18 protein-coding genes are annotated in these 21,533 nt (G+C 32.8%); 13 read left to right on the top strand and 5 right to left on the bottom strand.

Annotated features, from left to right (window positions below):
• The 3 genes from Ccar_RS12550 (at position 1) to Ccar_RS12540 (ending at position 4,763) form a co-directional block, all read left to right on the top strand.
• Positions 1–1,380: a sensor histidine kinase gene (locus tag Ccar_RS12550; protein ID WP_007060699.1), complete on the top strand. Its 1,380-nt coding sequence runs from the start codon at positions 1–3 to the stop codon at positions 1,378–1,380.
• 180 nt (positions 1,381–1,560) lie between these two features.
• A complete protein-coding gene (locus Ccar_RS12545; protein ID WP_035774587.1) occupies positions 1,561–4,056 on the top strand; it encodes an ABC transporter permease in 2,496 nt (831 codons plus the stop codon).
• 20 nt (positions 4,057–4,076) lie between these two features.
• Entirely contained in the window at positions 4,077–4,763 is a 687-nt protein-coding gene (locus Ccar_RS12540) for an ABC transporter ATP-binding protein (protein WP_007060701.1), read from the top strand.
• Between the two features lie 292 nt (positions 4,764–5,055).
• Here Ccar_RS12540 and Ccar_RS12535 read toward each other — a convergent pair whose 3' ends face one another.
• Entirely contained in the window at positions 5,056–5,943 is an 888-nt protein-coding gene (locus Ccar_RS12535) for an EFR1 family ferrodoxin (protein WP_007060702.1), read from the bottom strand.
• 176 nt (positions 5,944–6,119) lie between these two features.
• Positions 6,120–6,683 carry a TetR/AcrR family transcriptional regulator gene (locus Ccar_RS12530; protein ID WP_007060703.1) on the bottom strand — a complete coding sequence of 188 codons (564 nt, stop codon included), beginning with the start codon at positions 6,681–6,683 and terminating at the stop codon, positions 6,120–6,122.
• 317 nt (positions 6,684–7,000) lie between these two features.
• Between Ccar_RS12530 and Ccar_RS12525 the strand changes: the two genes are divergently transcribed.
• From Ccar_RS12525 to Ccar_RS12505, 5 genes are all read left to right on the top strand, one after another.
• Positions 7,001–7,687, top strand: coding sequence for a response regulator transcription factor (locus tag Ccar_RS12525; protein ID WP_007060704.1), 687 nt, complete (start codon positions 7,001–7,003; stop codon positions 7,685–7,687).
• Positions 7,674–8,663, top strand: a complete 990-nt coding sequence (locus Ccar_RS12520) for a sensor histidine kinase (RefSeq protein WP_007060705.1) — start codon at positions 7,674–7,676, stop codon at positions 8,661–8,663. Before Ccar_RS12525 ends, Ccar_RS12520 begins: the two co-directional genes overlap by 14 nt.
• A gap of 83 nt (positions 8,664–8,746) precedes the next feature.
• Positions 8,747–9,430, top strand: coding sequence for an ABC transporter ATP-binding protein (locus Ccar_RS12515; RefSeq protein ID WP_007060706.1), 684 nt, complete (start codon positions 8,747–8,749; stop codon positions 9,428–9,430).
• Entirely contained in the window at positions 9,427–12,003 is a 2,577-nt protein-coding gene (locus Ccar_RS12510) for an ABC transporter permease (protein ID WP_007060707.1), read from the top strand. Before Ccar_RS12515 ends, Ccar_RS12510 begins: the two co-directional genes overlap by 4 nt.
• A gap of 263 nt (positions 12,004–12,266) precedes the next feature.
• Entirely contained in the window at positions 12,267–13,250 is a 984-nt protein-coding gene (locus Ccar_RS12505) for a YdcF family protein (protein WP_007060708.1), read from the top strand.
• Between the two features lie 71 nt (positions 13,251–13,321).
• Here Ccar_RS12505 and Ccar_RS12500 read toward each other — a convergent pair whose 3' ends face one another.
• Both Ccar_RS12500 and Ccar_RS12495 read right to left on the bottom strand, forming a co-directional pair.
• Positions 13,322–14,671, bottom strand: coding sequence for an MFS transporter (locus Ccar_RS12500; protein WP_156184567.1), 1,350 nt, complete (start codon positions 14,669–14,671; stop codon positions 13,322–13,324).
• Positions 14,664–14,831, bottom strand: coding sequence for a hypothetical protein (locus Ccar_RS12495; RefSeq protein WP_007060711.1), 168 nt, complete (start codon positions 14,829–14,831; stop codon positions 14,664–14,666). The genes Ccar_RS12500 and Ccar_RS12495 overlap by 8 nt, the downstream gene beginning before the upstream one ends.
• A gap of 103 nt (positions 14,832–14,934) precedes the next feature.
• Between Ccar_RS12495 and Ccar_RS12490 the strand changes: the two genes are divergently transcribed.
• The gene (locus tag Ccar_RS12490; RefSeq protein ID WP_007060712.1) at positions 14,935–16,041 is read left to right on the top strand and encodes an ArsR/SmtB family transcription factor; all 1,107 of its coding nucleotides are present in this window, start codon (positions 14,935–14,937) and stop codon (positions 16,039–16,041) included.
• A 136-nt stretch (positions 16,042–16,177) separates the two neighbouring features.
• On the opposite strand, the gene Ccar_RS12485 is transcribed toward Ccar_RS12490, so the two are convergent.
• On the bottom strand, positions 16,178–16,480 hold the full coding sequence (locus tag Ccar_RS12485) for a hypothetical protein (RefSeq protein WP_007060713.1): 303 nt from the start codon (positions 16,478–16,480) through the stop codon (positions 16,178–16,180).
• 476 nt (positions 16,481–16,956) lie between these two features.
• Here Ccar_RS12485 and Ccar_RS12480 point away from each other — a divergent pair, with 476 nt between their 5' ends.
• The 4 genes from Ccar_RS12480 to Ccar_RS12465 all read left to right on the top strand — a co-directional run bounded on the left by Ccar_RS12480 (position 16,957) and on the right by Ccar_RS12465 (position 21,479).
• Complete coding sequence (locus tag Ccar_RS12480; protein ID WP_007060714.1) at positions 16,957–17,835, top strand: ATP-binding cassette domain-containing protein; 879 nt, start codon at positions 16,957–16,959, stop codon at positions 17,833–17,835.
• Complete coding sequence (locus tag Ccar_RS12475) at positions 17,836–20,067, top strand: hypothetical protein (RefSeq protein ID WP_007060715.1); 2,232 nt, start codon at positions 17,836–17,838, stop codon at positions 20,065–20,067.
• Positions 20,068–20,073: 6 nt separating this feature from the next.
• The gene (locus Ccar_RS12470) at positions 20,074–20,808 is read left to right on the top strand and encodes a hypothetical protein (RefSeq protein ID WP_007060716.1); all 735 of its coding nucleotides are present in this window, start codon (positions 20,074–20,076) and stop codon (positions 20,806–20,808) included.
• 290 nt (positions 20,809–21,098) lie between these two features.
• Positions 21,099–21,479, top strand: coding sequence for an L-2-amino-thiazoline-4-carboxylic acid hydrolase (locus Ccar_RS12465; RefSeq protein WP_053075338.1), 381 nt, complete (start codon positions 21,099–21,101; stop codon positions 21,477–21,479).
• Positions 21,480–21,533 lie beyond the last annotated feature (54 nt).

The following is a 21,533-nucleotide window of genomic DNA, read 5'->3' as shown; positions in this document are numbered from 1 at the left end:
ATGAAAGTAGATTATAAACGTTTATTACATACCTACGTTACTTTATTTATTGGATTGATACTTATTTTAGTCGTTATAATAGTTGTTACTTTTAAAGTTATTACTATAAAGAAGCCTAATGGGGATATGGCATTGAGTAATTGGCCAAGAATTTTCACTCAGGAATTTTCACAGGAAATTACAGTTAATAAAGACAAGCATTTTATTACGGAAGAGGGAAGAGAAAAGCTTAAGGAAAATAAATTATGGGTTCAGATAATTGATAAGGATGGCAATGAAATTGAAAGCTATAATAAACCTAAAAATGTAAAGCAGCGATATTCTCAGGTTGATTTATTAAAGCAGCAAGAAAGTAATGAGGTCTTTATTAGTACTGTTACCCTTAATGGAAAGGACTTTGTTTATCTAATAGGCTTTTATAATAAAATATCTAAGGTAACTATGTATTTAGACAATAATGAATTTATAAGTGGTAAATCAATCATTCTCCCTATACTTGGAGTTATTATTTTTATAGTTATTGTTTTGGGTGGAGTTTATGGCATTAGATTAACCAGGGAAATGTCTAAAATAATTAGGAGCTTAGAAAAAATATCCTTAAGAAACTATGAAGCTAAAGAAAGTAAAGGGGAATTTGGAGTTATTTATGAGAATCTAAATAGGCTAGACAATGAGCTTAAATTAAGAGAGAAAAAGAGATATATGGATGACAAGTTAAGAAAAGAGTGGATTTCTAATATAACTCATGATTTAAAAACACCTTTATCACCTATTAAAGGCTATGCAGAGTTAATAGCTAATCCAATTGGGAATAATAATTTGGAAGGGACTCAAGTTTATGGAAAAATCATATTAAAGAATATTCTCTATGCAGAAAAGCTTATTGATGATTTGAAATTAACCTATCAGCTTGAAAATGGTATGCTGCCTTTAAACAAAAAGAACGGGAATATAGTAAGGTTTATCAAAGAAATTGTAATTGATATATTAAATAATCCTGAATTTCAGCATAAAAACATTAATTTTCATAGTGATGAGGAAGTTATTAATATAGAATATGATTGTCTTCTTTTAAAAAGGGCTTTAATGAATCTAATATATAACTCAATTATTCATAATGATGATGACATAGAGATTAAAATACTTATAGAGAAATGTGGAAACACAAGGGTATGTATTTGTGATAATGGAAGAGGCATGAGTGAAGATGAGGTAGAGAATCTCTTTGTAAGATATTATAGAGGAGCAAATACGGATAAGAAGACAGAAGGAACAGGCCTTGGGATGGCTATAGCCAATGAAATAATTCAAGGACATAATTGGAATATTTATGTGGAAAGTAAATTAGGAGAAGGGACAAAATTTATAATTGAGTTTTAACATTAAGGTAGTCTTAAGGTTAAATGAAATGGATATTAAGGTTGTTAGTTTATTATTTTTAATAAGCTAACAATTTTTTTTTGTACAGAAAATATGGTTAAACAAAAAAATAAAACGGAGTTAGTGGGCGCCAGCTGCTCCTATTTTATTAAAAATGAAAATAAAAAAGTGGGTGAATAAATGAAAATCATATTTAAGTATATTTTAAATAACATTAAGGAAAGAAAGACTAGGACAGCTGTTATGCTGCTATCTGTAGTATTTTCTACTACTTTATTATTTGTTTCCCTTACTATAGGAGATTCTTATAAAGCAGCTCAAAGAAAGATGGAAAAAGGATATTCAGGGACTGCCACAGTAAGTGTAAAAGCAGCGAAGAATGAAAATGAACAATTTAAATTTATTAAAGAAGATGTAGTAAAAAATCTAGACAAAATTAAAAGTAAGGTAGGAATAATAAAAAGTACAGGATTATATTGTGAAAATGGATATTTTGAAAACTTTGATATATTGGCAGCAGATTTAGATGGACTTAATACTATTAATAAACCAAGGCTTATGGATAATAATGATTTAAGTAACTTTAGTGGATATAAAATAATTCTTCCAGAGAAATTTACAACTAAATATAAGATAAAAAAGGGAGATAACATAAAGATAACAATTAATCAAAAAACTATCAACTTTCAAGTCTATGGAATTGCAGCTTATGATACAGTATTTTTAAGAAGCACTAGAGGATTTAATGCATTAATTCCAAAGGAAACCTTAAGAGATATTTTAAATATAAAGGATGAATACACTGAAATTCTTTTAGAGCCTAAAGAAAATATCGATACTAATACCCTAATAACAGAAGTATCAAAAAATGTATCTCAAAATAAATATAAGGTTAGTGCTGTTGTAGATGAAAAACAAATAGAACAGGATGCAAAACAAAAAACTATGCCTTTTCTCTTAATAAGTTTTTTTTCATTAACAATGAGTGTTTTTATTATATATAGTAGTTATAAAGTTATTACAATTGAAAGATTACCTGTAATAGGAACATTCCGCAGTATTGGAGCAACTAAGAAGAAAGTTACAAAGATACTTATATTAGAAAGCTTAGTTTATGGAATATTAGGGGGTGGGATAGGAATACCTTTAGGAATAATCGTATTAAAGTTTATATTGGGAGGAATGACAGAAAATCTTACACAAGGAGTAGAGATTACTATGATTATTACCACTCTAAATGTTATAATAACATTCTTTGTAGCGATTATTATGTCAATTTTAAGTGCTTATATTCCAGTGAAAAGATCTAGCGAAATTCCAGTAAAGGATATTGTACTAGGAACAGTAGAGGAAAAGTGTGTGACTAATAAATTTAAGATAAAAGTTGCAGTAGGTTTATTTATTATATCAATTTTACTGCCTAATATATTAAAAGGGAATATGTTATTAATTGGAGGAGGAATATCTTTAATAACGTTAATAGTTGCTGCTCTTATCCTAATACCTATAATTACATATACTATTTCTTTAGTTTTAGAAAAAGTATATGTTGTGATTTTAGGTAATGAGGGAAAGCTTGCTGCAAGAAATATGAGAGGTAATAAGAATGTTACTCAAAGCATTACTCTTCTTTTTATAAGTATATCAGCTGTTATTGTGATTAATGTAGTAGGAAGTTTTGTAAGTACTTATATTGGAGATGTATTTAAAGAAGCTAAACTAGATGGCTTTACAGAAGCTAAGAATATTGATAAGGCCTTTGTAGATAGATTAAAAGAGAGTGATAATGTGAAATCAGTATTACCACTCTATGTTATTAATGGAACAATGACTTTGGATAGACTTGGTACAAATAGAGTTGAAGGAGTCGATAGCTTAGAGGAGTACAATGATATGTTTGCATTAAAATATGAGGATAGTGAAAAAAAGAATAATGCAATTAAGAAATTCAATGAGGATAGGAATATATTATTAAATTATGACTTTATAAAAACGCTTAAAGTTAAAGCTGGAGATAAAATTCAAGTAGCTATGGGGAATAGTAAATATAAATATAAAGTAATTGGAATCTACAAATCTAGAGCTAATAACTCACAAGCAGTAATTCCATCTAAATATTTAGAAAGTGACTTTGGACAAAATGCCTATGGTTTGGTAGTTTATACTTCAAAAGATCCAGAGGGGACAATGGCAGAAATAAGAAGTATGCATGGAGGTAAGGAAAATTACAGCAGAACAGTGAAGGAGTTTACTAAGGATGGCTTGGAAGTGGTAACAGCCTTTTTAAAGCCATTAAATAGTCTTACTTACTGTATTTTATTACTAAGCACTATAGGTATTATAAACAATCTATTGATAAATTATATCCAAAAACAAAGAGAAATAGCCATGTATAGGGCTGTGGGGCTTAGTATAAAGCAGAGTGTAAAGATGACATTAATAGAAGCTTTTACTTCAGGTATAATAGGTGCTGGAGCTGGTATAATAATTTCTTATTTAGAAGTAAGAACAATATTTATTGTGGCAGGACCTAGAATATCAATGAGTCCAGACTTTCAATTATCTACATTTTTAATAGCAGGATTCATAGGAATAGTTATAACATTAGTAGGTTCAATTGTTCCGATAATAAAGAACACTAAGATGCAAATAGTTGAAAAGATAAAGGCAGAGTAGTTTTTTGGGAGGAGTTAATTATGAATAGTATAAGTGGAAAAATTGCTTTAGAAGGAAAAGAGATAACTAAGGAATTTAAAATGGGTAAAGAGTCATTAATGATATTAAAAGACATTTCTATTAAGATTAATGTGGGAGATTTTGTATCAATTATGGGGCCATCAGGGTCTGGAAAAAGTACACTTATGTATATATTGGGAGGACTAGACAAGCCCTCAACTGGTAAGGTACTTATGAATGGGGAGGACATATCAAAGTTTAATGATGATAAAAAAAGTGTTATGAGGAGAAGAAATATTGGATTTGTATTTCAATTTTATAATTTAATACCTAACTTGAATGTAGAGGAAAATATCTTATTGCCTGTGCTATTAGATGGTAATAAACCAAAGGATTATAAAAAGGAATTAGATAATATATTAGAGATTGTAGGACTTACTGAAAGAAGAAAACATACTCCGAAGGAATTATCAGGAGGGCAACAGCAAAGGGTGGCAATAGCTAGGGCATTAATTAATAATCCAGAAATAATCTTTGCAGATGAGCCAACAGGAAATCTTGATAGCAAGACTGGAACTGAGATTATGGAACTACTTAGAAAGATTAATAGGGAGAATAAAAAAACGATTATAATGGTTACTCATTCAATGGAAACGGCTGAGTATGGTAATAGAGTAGTGAACATTAAGGATGGGGGAATTGTTTAGCCTTGATGAAATTAGTCATATAGGTGAAGTTATTGCTGTGATTAATAAAGAATATAGTAAATAATTCCAAGGATTAAACTTAAAAATACAAAAAATTGAAAAGTAGTAAATAGTACATTTGTCAGAAACCTTTTTATAGAAAAATAAAATTAACTAAGTAGTGGATTTCAAAAGTCATGCTTCACCTCCATCATGGAAACCAGCAAATAATAAAAAATATATGGGGTTCCTCCAATATGTTTTTTGTTATTTGCTGGCTACAATGTATTTATTAAATTTAAATTAAAAATTATTATTTTAAATTTGGATATAAGCAAGTAGCAGGTGATTCTATTGCTTTATTTATCATTTTTTCCATAAAACCTTTTGCCTTTTCTAGATCACCAACTAGGGTTATTGCTTTTGTTGGACATTCAAGTACACAATTAAAACAGTGAATGCAGTCAGAATTCATATTTTTTATTATAGATTTAGTACTGTTTTGTTGTAAGTGGCATACAGAACATACCTTAGTGCACTTGCCACATTTCATACACTTATTCTGATCAATTGTTATTTTGGGATATCTTTTTTCATGCCAAACTTTTTCTTTAAATATTATATTTGCTTTTAAATATGTGCCTATATTTTGATATTTAAGGTGCTTTGAGTTATCTGTTAAGAAATCTAAATCAGATGATTTAATTCTTTTAACAAGTTCATCAATAGTGGAGGTCAATTTGCTTTCAGGTTGATTTTTATTAAATTCTTCCTTCATGAAAGCTCTAGTCATACAGTGTGAACTGGATACCTTCATACCAAAGGGTACTTTTCTTCCGCTTTTTCTTAGTAAAATACCTGCTTCATCTAGAGCGATACCTGAACTAATGCCACCATAAGTAATAAAAGGTATGGCTATTTCACTATAGCCATTCATGGGTTTTGGTAAATTTTCAATTAACTCCTTAACATGGTATTGAAGATGATGGGCGTATACAGGTGAACCAATAAATAGAATATCATGTTCCTCAAAGGTTTCCTGTAAAAAGTTTCGTTTATTATTTGTAGAAAAGTATTTTTCATTTCCAGTAATGTTAACTAACTGCACATTAATATTATTCTGTTCTAGTGCAGCTTTTATTACCTCACTTACATGATTTGTATTACCTGATGGACTAAATTCAATAATTGATGCTTTCATAATAAAATCCTCCTAATGATTATTTTTTTATTACACAAAAAATAGTTTGCAAAAGTCGTTGTGCATAATTTGATAAAGGCAATTTTGTCTTTTTAATAAAGAGCTAGCGTTCTTTATTTGGTAAAAATTTTTTACTCAAATAAGAAATAAAAAAATCTTAATTTGAGTAAAACTTTTTACATTAAATGTGCCATACCATTCATATGATATGTAACTAAGGTATTAATGCTGCTTTCAAGACAACGTTCACCTTTGTAATGTTTAGCTATTTCAATTATTCCTTCTATAAAGTTTTTAGATAGTATATATAAGATTAATTCATCTTTCACTAAACTTTTATTTACCTGTGTATTCATATGATTATTTAGAGTCATGATCATATGTTGTTTAAAGTCTTCATATTTTGTTCCCTGACTTTTATCTGATATAATAACAAATTTTTTTCCATGATCTATAATAACTTTTTGAATTAAGGAACTAATGGAAATAGAAACTTCAACATTTTCATCCTGATGATTAAAGAACTTTTCAATACTCTTTATAAAGTATTTATAAAATTCATCAACTACTCCAATAAAAATGGCTTCCTTGTTTTCATAATATAAATATAAATTACTAACACTTATACCTACTTCTTTGGCAATACTACGTGTAGTGGTATCTTTAAAGCCTTTTTCATAAAATATGTTTTCTGCGGCTTTTAATATCTTATCTCTAATTTCATCTTTTAAAACTTGCATAATAAGGAACCTCCGTTCTTTATTACTATAATATAGAAAAATTATTGTTATGTCAAGCAAAACTTTATAATCAATACTACGAAATCTGTCCAGGTTTCATTGTATTGAATAAAGTTCGGGAAGGAATTTTGAAATGGATAATAGAATAATAAGTTGTGTTGTATTATATTGAAACAAATTGTTCAATTAGCTATAATGTTGTTGATAATAAATAAAAAAGATAAAAATATGGAAAATACATGCCTTGTTCCTGCTGACGTCGAAAAAACGACTGATGGACAATATAGGAGGAATAAAGTAAAGGATGGTGAAAATAAATGAAACGTATATTTTTGGTTGAAGACGATAAGGCAATTGCTAAAAACCTTATACTTTTGCTCCGCTCGGAGGGATTTACAGTTACCCACGCCCCTACGCGAAGTGAAGCCCTTGCCGCACTTGCTGGAAATAAATTTGACTTGGCGCTTATAGATATTTCTTTGCCTGACGGAAATGGCTTTACAGTTTGTACAGAAACCAAAGAAACTCAAGATATTCCCGTTATCTTTTTAACGGCTTCCGGCGATGAGTCCAGTGTTGTTACCGGACTTAATATGGGTGCAGACGACTATGTCACCAAGCCTTTTCGTCCCCGTGAACTCATCGCACGAATCAGAACTGCCCTGAGAAAAAGCGGATGTTCTCCATCGGCTTCTGAGATCTGTGGGCTTCATGTGGATATGGCAAGCGGTGTTGTGAAAAAGGACGGCAGCGAAGTTTTTCTTTCAGCCTTAGAATACCGCTTGTTGTTGGTGTTTATTAATAACCCCAAAAGTATTATCACCAGAGCTAGGCTGCTTGACGAATTGTGGGACGCTGCAGGTGAATTTGTCAATGACAATACATTAACCGTGTATATTAAACGCCTAAGGGAGAAGATAGAAAACAACCCAACAAGTCCGCAAATTATTCTGACCGTTCGTGGGACAGGCTATAGATTGGGGGATAATTATGCTTCGGAATAGAGAGTTTCGTAAGTTTACCATTTTGTTCTCCTTAATAGCTGCCGTAACTATAATACTTGGATTTGCAATAAATACAGCTGCTGGAATCCTTGCCGTTGCTTCTGCCACCGCCTTTGGAACAGCGTTTTTTGCTTTTACCAAAGTCCGATATAAAAGCATTGCCCAGATTTCAGATCAAATTGATGTTGTGCTTCATAATGCTGACCATCTGTATATTGCTGAATCGGACGAGGGTGAACTTTCCATTCTGCAAAGCGAAATAACAAAAATGACGCTGCGTATTCGAGAGCAAAACGACGCACTAAAAAAAGAAAAAGAACATCTTGCTGATTCCATGGCTGATATAGCACACCAACTCCGCACCCCTCTTACATCCGTTAATCTTATTCTATCACTGTTAGAGAATAACCCTGACGAAAATGAACGGAAATCATTGATATGGGAAACAAAGGAATTATTTGTACAGATGGATTGGCTGCTTACTTCTCTGTTGAAGTTATCACGAATAGACGCGGGCATTGTGGTGTTTAAAACCGAGCAGATAGATGTAAACGACTTGATATGCGCATCACTTCGCCGTTTTTTGATACCAATGGAGCTGCATAATATTACTTTTGAAACAAATGTACCAAAAAAAATAATTATTCAGGGGGATTCAGGTTGGCTTTCGGAAGCAATTCAAAATATCATCAAAAATTGCATGGAAAGCGCAGGCGATAACGGAAAGATTGACATTGTCTGCAGGTCCAACCCACTGTTTACCGACATTGCCATCCACGACAGCGGTTCAGGCTTTGAAAAAGAAGATTTACCCTGTCTGTTTGATAGGTTCTATCGTGGAAAAAATTCAGGTGCTACAGGATACGGCATTGGATTGGCTCTTTGCAAGATGATTATAACACGTCAGGGAGGAATGATTACTGCCAAAAATCATCCACAAGGCGGAGCGATATTTTCTATTCGTTTCCCAAAGTGACGAATCTCTCACTTAAAAGTCACACAGATGTAAGTTTAAGGTTCTATTATATAAGTAAACCAACGAGAAAGGAGACTCACATAATGGAATTTTTAAAAGTTGAAAATTTATGTAAAGTCTATGGCAAGGGTGAAAACCAAGTTACTGCCCTTGACCATGTTTCGCTTACAATAGAAAAGGGAGAGTTTACCGCAATCATCGGTTCCTCCGGCTCTGGAAAATCCACATTACTTCACAGCATAGGTGGAGTGGACGTGCCCACAAGTGGAAAGGTATATTTGGATGGTCATGATGTATATGCCCAAAGCAATGAAAAACTCGCCATCTTCCGCAGGAGACAGGTAGGACTAATTTACCAGTTTCACAACCTCATTCCCACGCTGAATGTGGTGGAAAACATCACCTTGCCTATACTTATGGACAAACGTAAGGTCAACGAGGAGAGGCTGAATGAATTATTGGAACTGCTTGGGTTACAACACCGAAAAAAACATTTACCCAATCAGCTTTCGGGTGGTCAGCAACAGCGTGTTTCCATAGGACGTGCTTTGATGAATGCTCCAGCGGTGATGCTTGCCGACGAACCTACTGGCAGTTTGGACAGCCGAAATGGACATGAAATTATCAATTTGCTGAAATTAAGCAATCAAAAATATCGACAGACACTTATCGTCGTCACCCATGACGAAAATATCGCCCTGCAAGCGGACCGTATTATCGGTATATCAGACGGTAAAGTAGTGCGAGACGAAAGGGTGAGACCATGAGCATTTTCAATAAAGTTACACTACAAAACATGAAAAAAAGCCGCACACGAACACTTGTAACGATTATCGGAGTTATCCTGTCTGCTGCCATGATTACGGCAGTGGCTACCTTTGGTACTTCACTATTAAATTTTCTGGTAAAGGGTTCTATTGTGAAACACGGCGATTGGCATGTTGAGTTTTTGGATGTTAATTCCTCTTTTGCACAGAAACGAGCCCAGGACAAGGGCGTTAAAAATACAGCAACATTTGAAAATATCGGCTACGCAAAACTTGAAGGTGGGAAAAGCCCCGAAAAACCTTATCTTTTTATAGCCGGATTTAGCAAGGAAGCCTTTGATACCTTACCCTTAACCCTGGTTTCAGGCAGATTGCCTAAAAACAGTGAGGAAGTTCTTATACCAAGCCACGTGGCCATAAAGGGCGGCGTTAGATTCAAGGTGGGAGACACGCTTTCACTTGATGTTGGAAACCGCATGAACGACAATAAAAATCTTGGTCAACACACCCCTTACATTTCCGGGAAAGAAACTCTTGTTCCAAAAGCAGAGAGAACCTACACAGTTGTGGGTATCTGTGAAAGACCCGATTTTGAGGAACGTTCCGCACCGGGATACACCTTGATAACGAAAGCAGATACTCAAGACAAAGCGGACAGCTTGAGCATATTTGTTACACTTAAAAACCCACGGAAAGTTAAGGCTTACGCAAGCAGCACAGCGGTCAGCCAAGCTTATGTCTTTAACGATAGTGTGCTGCAATTCATGGGCCTTTCCGACAATAAACTGTTCAACACGCTTCTGTACACGGTTGGCGGCATTTTGCTTGTCATAATAATGATAGGCTCGATTTTTCTGATTTATAATTCATTCAACATATCGCTGAATGAGCGTATACATCAGTTTGGAATTCTCTCGTCAGTGGGTGCTACGGCAAAGCAACTGCGAAATTCGGTGTTGTTTGAAGGACTTTGTATTGGTGCAATGGGTATACCTATTGGCATTATTGTGGGCATAGGCAGTATTGGACTTATAATTCCTATTGTTGCCAGGAAGTTCGGCAACATTATCCCAAGCAATGTACCTTTAACCCTGTCGGTGTCTGTCCCTGCAATTGTTGCAGCAGCAGCGGTGAGTTTGGTTACCATTTTGATTTCAGCCTATATCCCGGCTAGAAAAGCTGCAAATACTCCCGTAATGGAGAGTATTCGCCAAACTGTGGAAGTCAAAACCGAATCGAAAGCTGTGAAAACATCAAAACTGGCACAGCGTATTTATGGTTTGGAAGGAACTCTTGCGCTAAAGAATTTTAAGAGAAACAAGAAACGCTATCGCAGCATTGTTCTATCTCTTGTTTTAAGTGTGGTGCTGTTTGTATCAGGAAATGCTTTTGGAACAACTCTGAAACGGCTTGCACAACGATCCATAATGGACTTTGACTATGACATTGTTTTTACCACTCAGGGCATGAAGGATAGCGAAATGTTCCCTCTTTACAATAAACTAAAAACCGCAGAGGGAGTTTACAAAAGCTCGTACCAAAAGATTTTATCCTATTCATGTACTGCTAAAGCAAAGGATTTTTCAAACCTTTATCGAAAATCCGCAGGTTATGCTGCACCGGACCAAACGGTTCATCTTCCAATGGACATCCAGTTTATTGAAGACAGCGAATATCTGAGTTTTATAAAAAAATTGGGCTTGCTCCGAGAAGAATATACTGGTAATGGGGGCAAAATGATTGCCGTTGCCAAAAAGCCGGTTGAGAAGAAAAACGGGCCAAGCGAACTGTTTGATATGTTTGCCCGTCGTTCAATGACTTTCAGTGTGGCTCCAGAAGTAAATGATAAAACTAAGATGGAACAGAGTCAAAGTATAAACATTACCTTTGTGGATACATATCCGGTGGACCCTCTTAAGGGAATAACGCAATCTTCCAATAAGAATGCATACGTTTTTATGGTGGTGGCTCCCTATTCTCTCAAAGAGAAATTTGAAACCACAGATACCCATGCGGATATAGGCCTGAGCTTTCGGTCAAAGAATCCTTCACAATCGGTGCCTAAAATGGAAACCATGATTCAGGATGCAGGAATTACCTCTGCGTATAACCTGCAAAATGTGTACACCGTGGTTGAACAATACCGCAGTCTAACATTTGTTATTGATGTTTTCACCTATGTTTTTGTCATTATGATTTCTCTGATTGCGGTTGCCAATGTGTTCAACACCATTTCCACCAATATCATGCTGCGCAAGCGAGAACTTGCCATGCTCCGCTCGGTGGGAATGTCTGAACGTGATTTCCAAAAGATGATGAATTTCGAGTGTGTCTTTTATGGCATGAGGACCTTACTATTCGGGATTCCAATATCTGCAATATGCTCTTGGCTGATTTACAAAGGGTTTGTGTCCGCAGAAAAGATGGATAACTTTCCTTTTGTATTCCCTTGGGGCAGTATGGCAATCAGTGTGTTCAGCGTACTCTTTATTGTGTTCATTACAATGCTGTATGCTACTCGTAAGATAAAAAAAGAAAATATCATTGACGCGCTTAGGGATGACATGACTTAATTCAAAACTAATATTAACTTAAGGCATATTCAAAAAAATAACAAGTCAGTATGTTAGTATATTTTGCATCATACTGCGTCAACAGAACCCTTTGATAGAACAACTATCAGCGGAACCTGTTTCCTTGTCTGACACAAAATATACTAACATCTTTGACTTGTTATTTTCTTTCATATGCCTAATAGAAAAAATCAAAAGCATCTGCGTTCAAATACTCTTAAGGACGATTGGGACGCAGATGATATTGAGAAGAGGTGGTCCGAATGTCTTTAATGATGCCTGGTTGTATTTTAATGCTCATCCTTGTTATCAGTATGCTATATGAACCAAGAAGCTTCTGGAATGCACTGCTGCTTATGATGGCAATTGGCATTTTTCTTCTTGGATTTGGCTCTGCACCAGGAATCCGGGGAATGATTCTTGGGATTTTGACGCTGCTACTAATACCATTAACTTTTCTTGTTACTGCCATCTTCCTCATTGTGAATGGTTTTGAGATGATGAAAAAAGAGGGAGGTCGTTTGCAGAATGTTCTATCCTTATTGACGGGAATAGCAATGATCCTTGGAAGTATATTAACCATTGCTGGAATATATTTTTTCCAGGATACTTCGGTGAAGAGGACTCTGTTCTCACTGGTGTTGATTCTGGAGTTCTATATTGCCTTTACGTTTGCTTCACTGTTGATCTATTCGTTGATTTATACCTGTTTACCGAAACGACTGAATTGTGATTATATTATTGTCCATGGATGTGGTCTGATAGGCGGAGAAAGAGTATCTCCGCTGCTGAAAGGCAGAGTTGACAAAGCTGTCCATATTTACCATAAATGCAGGCAGCATACGAAGATTGTGGTATCAGGCGGTAAGGGCGATGATGAGAAGATATCGGAAGCAGCAGCAATGAAAAATTATCTTGTAGAAACCGGATTTCCAGAAGATGATATCATTCTTGAGGAACAATCTAAGACTACCTTTGAAAACCTCAAAAATGTCAAAGATATGCTGGATGTGAATGGTGTGAAACACCGTTATATATTTGTGACGAATAATTATCATGTTTTTAGAACAAGTCTCTATGCAAAAAAGCTGAAGATGAAGGCTAGTGGCGTTGGATGTGGAACAGCAGCTTATTACTGGCCAAGTGCCTTTATCCGTGAATATATAGCCATTATGTTCAGGTATAAATGGATATTTGCGGTAATTGCACTGTTGTGGGGAATAGCAGTTGCCAAAATTTATTCTTGATAAGTTTTTTAATGAAATAAAAGGATATAAAATCAAACATATAGCTTATCTTATATCCTTTTTAATATCTTCTATTTTTGATTAAAAACAATATCTAACAAAATTACAAATGCAACTAAAATTAAAGTCATACTCCAACATATTTTAATTCCTAATGACAGATCATTTTTTAGAAGACTTATTATTGTTGAACCAATAGTTGTTCCGGTTGCAATTGCAATATTCTGAATCATTCTTTGTAATGCACCAATGCTTCCCTGTGAATTTTTGCCTCCTGAACTCATAATAATGGCAATGTTAGCTGGTTGGAAGTGTCCTCCACCAATACCATATATAAACAAAAACAATGTCACTAATACAGCAGTCCAGTTATTATTCACAAGTAACAAACCAATCATAGAAATAGCCATAATTATCAATCCTATTAAACTAAATTGTCTGTTTTTTAAGCCATCATTTTGTTTCCCAGATATTTTAGAAAAGATGACAAGTCCTAAAGGCGCGCCTAAAACCAGTATACCTGTCATACCTACATTAATATGAAAAACTTTTTCAAAAAGAAATGGTGGTAACAAAAAAATCATTGCAGATGCAAATCCAAAAACAACTGTTTGAACTAGATAAACTAGGATTTTAGGTTTATCATGTAGTGTCTGTATGTCAATTATTGCCTTTTTTGATGATATTTCTACCCGATACAAAATAACTCCCATCAGTATTCCAGCAGCAATTAGAAAAATGCTAAATTTAAGGTCATCTTGCTTAGCTAAAAGTGATAAACCTGACAAGAATAAAATGACCATAAAGGAATTAATTATGCTTCCTTTAATATCAAATCTAACTTTTTGCTTATTTTCATCAATATGGGATATTAAAAATTGATTACACATTATGCCAATCATAGCGAGTGGTACATTTATCCAAAATATGAAGCGCCATAAATTTAGCGATAAGAAAAAACCACCAACTGATGGGCCAAGAATTGGACCTAAGCCAATCATTACACCTAAAATGCTAATGGCGTTACTTCTCTTATCTTTGTCAACTAAGGTTGTTATAAGTGCTGCTGATGTTGATTGCAAAGCTGCTGCACCAATCCCTTGGAAAATTCGAAAAATAATTAAACTGTTAATATTATTAGCTAGTCCACAGAAAATTGAACTTATCCCAAATATAAGTAACCCAATATATGAAATCCTTAACTTTCCAAACTTATCACTTAACAATCCAAATGGCAAAATAAAAATTGCCAAACTCATTGTATATCCAACAACACTTAATGTAGTAATAGCAGTTGTAGTATTAAACTGTTTCTCTAAAAATGGTAGTGCAACATTGATAACTCCGGTATCTAATGTAGAAAGCAGCATTCCCATACCAGAAATAATAATTACAAAAGTATTTTTTATACGATTATTCACAATAATTTACACCTGCTACAGCTCTTTTTAACTTTTTCTGTCTTTTATGCTGTTCTTCCTCACTGTTATCTATCCAATATAGACTACGATTTACCATCTTACGATGCTTACTTTCATTTTGTTGTGCTTCATATACTAAATGTTTTTTATCATGTATCATGATGTATACCTCCTTGGAATTTTTTACACTTTTATGATATAATAATCCAACAATGCAATCAAACGATTTTAAAAATATCGAATCGAAAGGTGGTAAATAATGAATGGCTGTTACAATTAATCTTAGTGATTATTCTCTTAAAACTAATGAAACGCTGATACAGCGTATTCAATTTGTATATTCTCCATTGAATGAACTCTTTAGAAGTTTGCATGTTTTATTAAATTTTCGACATCATGGAATGAATATAGAATGGGTCCTTCAATCTCAGCACAAACTAGATAACGATTTTTATGATAGTTTACATTATTTTTGTCTAATTTATGAGCTAGGAGTTCCTCCTATATTTTTTAATGACTTTCGAAGTATGGTATGTGATATTGATACTGAAATTAATCAATTGAAGACACATTTAGCTTCAATTGATAACGAATTGATAATTACTCAACTAAAAAAAATTTCAACTGATAGAGAAAATAGTTTCATTCCAACACTAGCCAAAAGTCTTGAATGGGGAAATTTCAGATTAAATGATTCTCATAATTTGCTTGATGATTTATCAAAAAAACCTAAAGCTGTTTATGACCGACTATTTGAATTTATAGCAATTTATCGCAAACAAGTTTTTGATAAAACATGGGAAAATTTAAAAATAGGTAAATTCCTTTCAAACGAGATTAAAGAACAATCAAACTATCTAAAAAACCATGGTTTTGTTAATATGATTAATCATTTGCAAGTAGACCGCTTGCATTGGCAATCTACTAAGTTAATTGTTACAAAACCTTTTGAAGAAAATATTGAGCTTAATGATAGAGATTCAATACTTTTAATTCCAAGTTATTTTATCTGGCCGCATTTATTTGTAGAACAATTTGAAGAAGGAGTTATCATTACTTACGATGCCTTAAATAAACTTAAGAAAAGTGCTATTTCTAATGAAAACGAATTGACATCCATTTTCCATGCGTTAAGTGATCCTATAAGATTACAGATTATGAAGTATCTCTTTAGAGAACGAAGTACTACTCAATCTCTTGCACAAGTTATGATTATGAGTCAATCTTCTATTTCGCGCCATTTACAAATTTTAAAAAATGCTGGTTTAGTAGAATCTAAGAAAGATAGAAAATTTGTTTTATACTCTACTACTGACCTTTTAAATAGCATATTTCCCAGTTTCTATAGTTATTTAAATTTCAAATATTAAGAGATGATCTATAGCAAACCAAATTATTGATAATTTATTAACATCAATCGAAGAAGCGTTGTGAAGAATTGGGTGAGCTTGCTAATAAAGTAGTTTTCATCTATCCAAGCATTAAGTAATTTCCATCTAAGTGCTTTTAAAATATCAACGTTGTTTCATGAATAAGCAAAGTATTTTTAGATTTTATAGATGAATTACTATTTTTTGCCCTCACCGCTTTTTTATTATGCTTCCTGCATAGCATATTCATAATAGAGTTAAGTTTATCCTGCATATCATTATAACTTAAAGGATCCACATACTTTTTTAGAAGTATAATCATAATTGTAAGAACAATTGTCTTTATGTGAATCTGCATAATCATCTGCAATATTAATATCAAAACATCATCTTTAACACAAAAATAAAATTCTTCAAAACTTTTCGGTTTTTCTGCCATACTATCACCAATCTTATATTGCTAATTATAGAAATAATTTTTAAAAATACTATTTATTTTTAGACTGCTAATTACTTTATATATGGTTTAATGTTGTATGCTTATTTTTCAATACAATATCATTTGCTTTAATATGCCACAATCTAGATCTACACCTTGGAAAGTAGCATTAGCTATTTGCAAGATGATTATAACACGGCAAAGCGGTACGATTTTTTTCATTTATTTCTTAAAGTGACGAATCTCTCACCTGAAAGTCACACAGATGTAAGTTGAAGGTTCTATTATATAGGTAAACCATGAGTGTTAACAACTCCCAAGGATTGGTGATCATAGAAAAGAAAATATCATTGACTCGTTTTGGGAGGAAATTACTTAACTCAAAATCCATATTGACTTTATATATTGTGTAATTATATAAAAGTTTAATTTTACATTTAATATAAATATACTAAAAAAGGAGTGTAACAGCATTTATGAAAATCAGTATTAAAAACGTAAGTATGACATACAAAACAGGAAAAAAGGCACTAAGCAATTTGAATTTAGAAGTTAACAGCCCGAATTTTATAGGGCTTTTGGGTCCCAATGGTGCTGGAAAAAGTACCTTTATGAAACTATTGGTATCCAATATAATACCAACAGAAGGCGAAATAATTGTTGATGGTAAACCAATCCAAAAACACGAAAAAGAACTGAGAAAGCAGCTCGGGTATTTGCCTCAAAGCTTTGGTTTATATGACGAATTGACAGTTTATGAAATTTTGGACTACATGTGTGCATTAAAAGAAATTAAAAGCAACGTAAAAGGTATCATCAGACAAGCTATTGAACAGACTAATTTGAAAGAAAAGAGAAATTTCAAAATTAAAACTCTTTCAGGTGGTCAGAGGCAGCGTGTTGGTATAGCACAAGTATTACTTGGAAATCCTGAGCTTATCATTTTAGATGAACCTACAGTTGGACTTGATCCAGAAGAAAGAATTAAATTCAGAAATATATTTTCGCAGACTGCAAATGACAAAATAGTGTTACTTTCCACTCACATTATTGATGATATACAAGCCATTTGTAATAGAATTATAATCATTAATAACGGCAGGATTTTATTTGATGGAACTTCACCGGATTTAATAAAAGCTGTACACGGACGTGTTGGTTTTATTGAGGAAAAAGATAACGAGACTTTAGAAAAAAGAATTGGAGATAAGTACATAATAACATCTAAATTGTTTACGGGTAATGGTATCTCTTGTCGTGTTATTGGCAAAGAAATAGAAAGCTCTATTCCACTTATCGAGCCTACTCTTGAAGATGCGTACACATACGTCATACACAATGGGGGTGTTGATTAAATGAGAAATACATTTTTTGCCTATGAAACAAAGCGAATTTTGAAGTCAAAGTTTACTCAAATAGTAATCTTGCTTACGTCAGTTTTTCCTTTGATTGCTGCACTACTTTCAACCTACATTACTCAAAGTATTAGCCCATTATTGGGAGTAAAGAGCTTTACTCTTTTATCTCAAACTATACTTTTTCCGGCAAAGTCAGGGGCAGTAATTGCAGCTTTTGCATTTACTGCACTAACAGTTTTTGAATTTGACAAAATACTTAGGTTTAGAGTCAATTATATAATTGAACCAATATCAAGTTCTATAAAGATAAATTTAACCAAAATTACAGGTTTAATGTGTGCTGGTGTTATTTCAACAATGGGTTCAATGATAATTATGATTTCTTACTATATATTTAATATGGGTAGTTTAAGAAATTTTAGTTATTTTCTGCTAAGTTACTCCATAATAATTTTTGCTTCCATTGTACTAACAATTCTTATGACCGCAGGATTTTATCTTATATTTAGGAACGTTAATATAACCTGCATTATTATGCTTTTAGCGGTGCTTTTTAGTTTTTTAACAGCAAATATTAATTATCAATATATGTGGGTTCAGACAGCTGCTAGTGGACTTTCCGAAAATTTCGGATGCGGGAATACCGTTTTGGGAATGTTCTGGAATAGGTTGTTTGGAATATCAGTAGCTATGTCTATATTTTTATTCGGAATGTTGTGCCATAGATGTTATGAAAAAGGATTATTTAAATCTATCTTTAAAAACTGTAGAAAATATAAATTGTTACCCATTTGCTTTTTAGTTTCTTTTTCTGGAGCATTTTTTGTTTTTCAAAATGAACCAATTTTTAAATCATTTTCACTTACGGATATGGCGTCAGTGATGATTAATGGTAAAGAAGAAACGCCTGTAAACAATAGTGTCATAGGAACTTCAAATATACTTGTAGATCTTAAGATAGAAAAAGACAAAAAGTGTGCAGCCGGAGCTTATATTCAGGAACTGGAAAACGGAACTGATAAGCCTCAAAACATATATTTTGAATTAGCAGATGGTTACCACATTAATGAGATTAAGTTAAACAATGTAAACATAAACTACACAAAGATTTCGCCCAAGGTTTTGAGCAGCGCAAAACGTGGAAATGTTTTTGAAACAAGCATTCCCAAAAACACTAAAGCTAAACTAAGTATAAGGTATTCAGGTATACCGAAAGCCTTAAATGTAACTAATGATTTTTCTGAAGGAATTAACAAAGATTATGTAAGTTTATCGCATGCTAAATACATTGCTCCTGTTGTTTGTGTTGGACAAAAGGATAGGATTATTGAAGGGACAATAAAAATAGACTCAAAGTTTACAGTCATAACAGAGGGCGATAAAAATCGTAAAATTTCTGAGAAGGATGGTCTTACTACTTGGAGTTTTTCTTGCCATAAACTAAATGATTTATCTTTGAAAGCCGGACCATATGGAATATTTGAAAGAAATGTAAAGGGCACAAATGTGGAGTTCTTCTATCCATTATCTGAGAGAAAAGAATTTGAAGCTAGGGGAAGTGATACACTTGATATATTCTCGTTCTTTTCAGAAAAATTTGGGCCACTAGGTAAAGATAGTCTTAAAGTAGTTGTAACATCAGGAGTACAAGGCGGAGGTGGAGTTCAACAGGGAAATGTTTCTTGGATTTCTGAAGATTGTTTAAATAATAAATCCAACAAGGATTTATCGGTAGCCTCTTCTTCTGATACTTTTGCTGTTATGACCCATGAAATTGCTCATCAATGGTGGGGTGGTGGAATAGATGCATCTAATGCAAACAGCAATAATGAAATAGATAAAAATCACGATGAATGGTCAAATGAAGCTTTTGCGGAGATTAGCACTTATTTATTCTTGAAAAATAAATTTGGAAAAGATTATGCAGAAAATTTATTGGTGAAAAAGTGGAAAAAAGGAGCAAATGAATTGAATCGAAACTTTTATCAAAGAAATCCTGAATACATGAACAAACTATCAATGCTTCCAAAGTATTTCGTTACATTAAATTTAAAGGATGATAAAATTTATCATTTGGCACCACTTGAAATTTACAATGTCTATAATAACATTGGTGAAGACAATTATTTTAATTCCATGAAAGTTATTTACGAAGAATATTATGGTAAAAAAGATAAAAAACTATCTTTTTCCGATTTTTTAAATATTACTGGTGCTAAAAGGAGGTAGTGGTCAATGGATACAAAAATTCTTAAATACGAATTAAAGAGAATAATTTTTTCAAAAATATTTGTGATAACTTTTATAATTGCACTTTTCTTTTCAGTGATTGACCTATATACAGAAATAATACAAGGTGTTTCTGGTACAGCACCTTTTTCCAAGTGGAGTTATTGCAAGTTTTTGTGTGACATAAATACCATTATGTTGTTAATTTTAATGCTTTCTTGCACAGGACTTTTTTCTAGAAACGAGCAAAGAGTAAGAGAAATTACTTCTTGTACGTCTTTACCACAAAAAAAGTATTTGGCTACAAAAAGTTTAGCTCTGTCTATTTCTTATTTAATTATTGCCATATGCTGTATTTTGATAAGTTTTGTGTTTTATAAAACAACTTTTAATTTTACAGATTTTCAAAAATTTTTATTACCCATGTTAATAATATTACTTCCAACTTTTGTATTTGTTTTTGGAACTAGTATGTTTTTAGGCAGCAAAAGCCAAACTTTGCTTTATGCTTGGATTCCAATTGTTTTGATTTTGTCACTTATAAGTTTTAACAGTGTACCTTTTATTGATATTTTTGCCAAAGGGTATGTGACTTATATGCCTACAGTTATATCTGTTGATAGTGTCGGTGAACCTATTTTTAGTTTGCCTTTGAATTTTATAATGAGTAGGTTGCTATTTACTATAGTAGGAATGGGTTTGTATGTGGCTTCATTTAAGAAGCTTTCTGGAAAAGCTTAAAAAGTTAGTATAAGTCTGTACATCATATTCAAATAAAAATGTTATAATTATAAATGGCAGGATATTATAAAAATAAGATTATTTACATAATTTATGGGGTGGTAAGTATGGAGAACTTTTTAATAAATGAATTTGGAAAAGAGCAAGGATAAAAAATATATCAACAACAACAGGAAAAGTTTTATGCACTTGCTAAACAGAGTACAGGAAAAAGTGAAAGTCAGCTGAAGACTTTAAAAAATAGTATTTTCCCTCGAATAGCACTTTACCAAGCTTTGCAGGAACTTCCATTGAGTAAGGAAATAGCTTTTCAAATTGTAGAGAAAGGTTTTCTACAGGATTTACAAGGAGTAATAAAAAATCTTCATAAAATGGAGGAAAGTCAATGCTTCTACAAGAACTTTTGTATGTCATTTAGTAAAGATTTAAAAGGTGATAACTGGGAAAGTACAATTATACAATGTGACAATAAAGCTATGATATTCACTATGAAAAAATGCTTATGGCATGATACTTGTGTAAAGAATGATTGCCCAGAACTGTGTAAGATGTTTTGCCAGGGTGATAATGTATGTTATAGTTCTATGAAAAAAATAACTTTTAAAAGAACTCAAACTTTAGGCATGGGTGGAAACTGCTGCGATTTCAAATTTATAAATAATCAAATTTAATATAAAAAACTTTCAGAAGGATAGCAAGCTTAGCCAAGTATTTGCAATACCTAC

This window comes from Clostridium carboxidivorans P7 (assembly GCF_001038625.1).
Lineage (GTDB): Bacteria > Bacillota > Clostridia > Clostridiales > Clostridiaceae > Clostridium_AM > Clostridium_AM carboxidivorans.
Note: the sequence above shows the minus strand (reverse complement) of the source record. Positions and strands in the feature narration are given on the sequence as shown.

What these genes read in the sequence shown, in the direction of transcription:
- Ccar_RS12550 (WP_007060699.1), top strand. Translation starts at nt 1, where the DNA reads ATGAAAGTAGATTATAAACGTTTATTACATACCTACGTTACTTTATTT.
- Ccar_RS12545 (WP_035774587.1), top strand. Translation starts at nt 1,561, where the DNA reads ATGAAAATCATATTTAAGTATATTTTAAATAACATTAAGGAAAGAAAG.
- Ccar_RS12540 (WP_007060701.1), top strand. Translation starts at nt 4,077, where the DNA reads ATGAATAGTATAAGTGGAAAAATTGCTTTAGAAGGAAAAGAGATAACT.
- Ccar_RS12535 (WP_007060702.1), bottom strand. Translation starts at nt 5,943, where the DNA reads ATGAAAGCATCAATTATTGAATTTAGTCCATCAGGTAATACAAATCAT.
- Ccar_RS12530 (WP_007060703.1), bottom strand. Translation starts at nt 6,683, where the DNA reads ATGCAAGTTTTAAAAGATGAAATTAGAGATAAGATATTAAAAGCCGCA.
- Ccar_RS12525 (WP_007060704.1), top strand. Translation starts at nt 7,001, where the DNA reads ATGAAACGTATATTTTTGGTTGAAGACGATAAGGCAATTGCTAAAAAC.
- Ccar_RS12520 (WP_007060705.1), top strand. Translation starts at nt 7,674, where the DNA reads ATGCTTCGGAATAGAGAGTTTCGTAAGTTTACCATTTTGTTCTCCTTA.
- Ccar_RS12515 (WP_007060706.1), top strand. Translation starts at nt 8,747, where the DNA reads ATGGAATTTTTAAAAGTTGAAAATTTATGTAAAGTCTATGGCAAGGGT.
- Ccar_RS12510 (WP_007060707.1), top strand. Translation starts at nt 9,427, where the DNA reads ATGAGCATTTTCAATAAAGTTACACTACAAAACATGAAAAAAAGCCGC.
- Ccar_RS12505 (WP_007060708.1), top strand. Translation starts at nt 12,267, where the DNA reads ATGTCTTTAATGATGCCTGGTTGTATTTTAATGCTCATCCTTGTTATC.
- Ccar_RS12495 (WP_007060711.1), bottom strand. Translation starts at nt 14,831, where the DNA reads ATGATACATGATAAAAAACATTTAGTATATGAAGCACAACAAAATGAA.
- Ccar_RS12490 (WP_007060712.1), top strand. Translation starts at nt 14,935, where the DNA reads ATGGCTGTTACAATTAATCTTAGTGATTATTCTCTTAAAACTAATGAA.
- Ccar_RS12485 (WP_007060713.1), bottom strand. Translation starts at nt 16,480, where the DNA reads ATGGCAGAAAAACCGAAAAGTTTTGAAGAATTTTATTTTTGTGTTAAA.
- Ccar_RS12480 (WP_007060714.1), top strand. Translation starts at nt 16,957, where the DNA reads ATGAAAATCAGTATTAAAAACGTAAGTATGACATACAAAACAGGAAAA.
- Ccar_RS12475 (WP_007060715.1), top strand. Translation starts at nt 17,836, where the DNA reads ATGAGAAATACATTTTTTGCCTATGAAACAAAGCGAATTTTGAAGTCA.
- Ccar_RS12470 (WP_007060716.1), top strand. Translation starts at nt 20,074, where the DNA reads ATGGATACAAAAATTCTTAAATACGAATTAAAGAGAATAATTTTTTCA.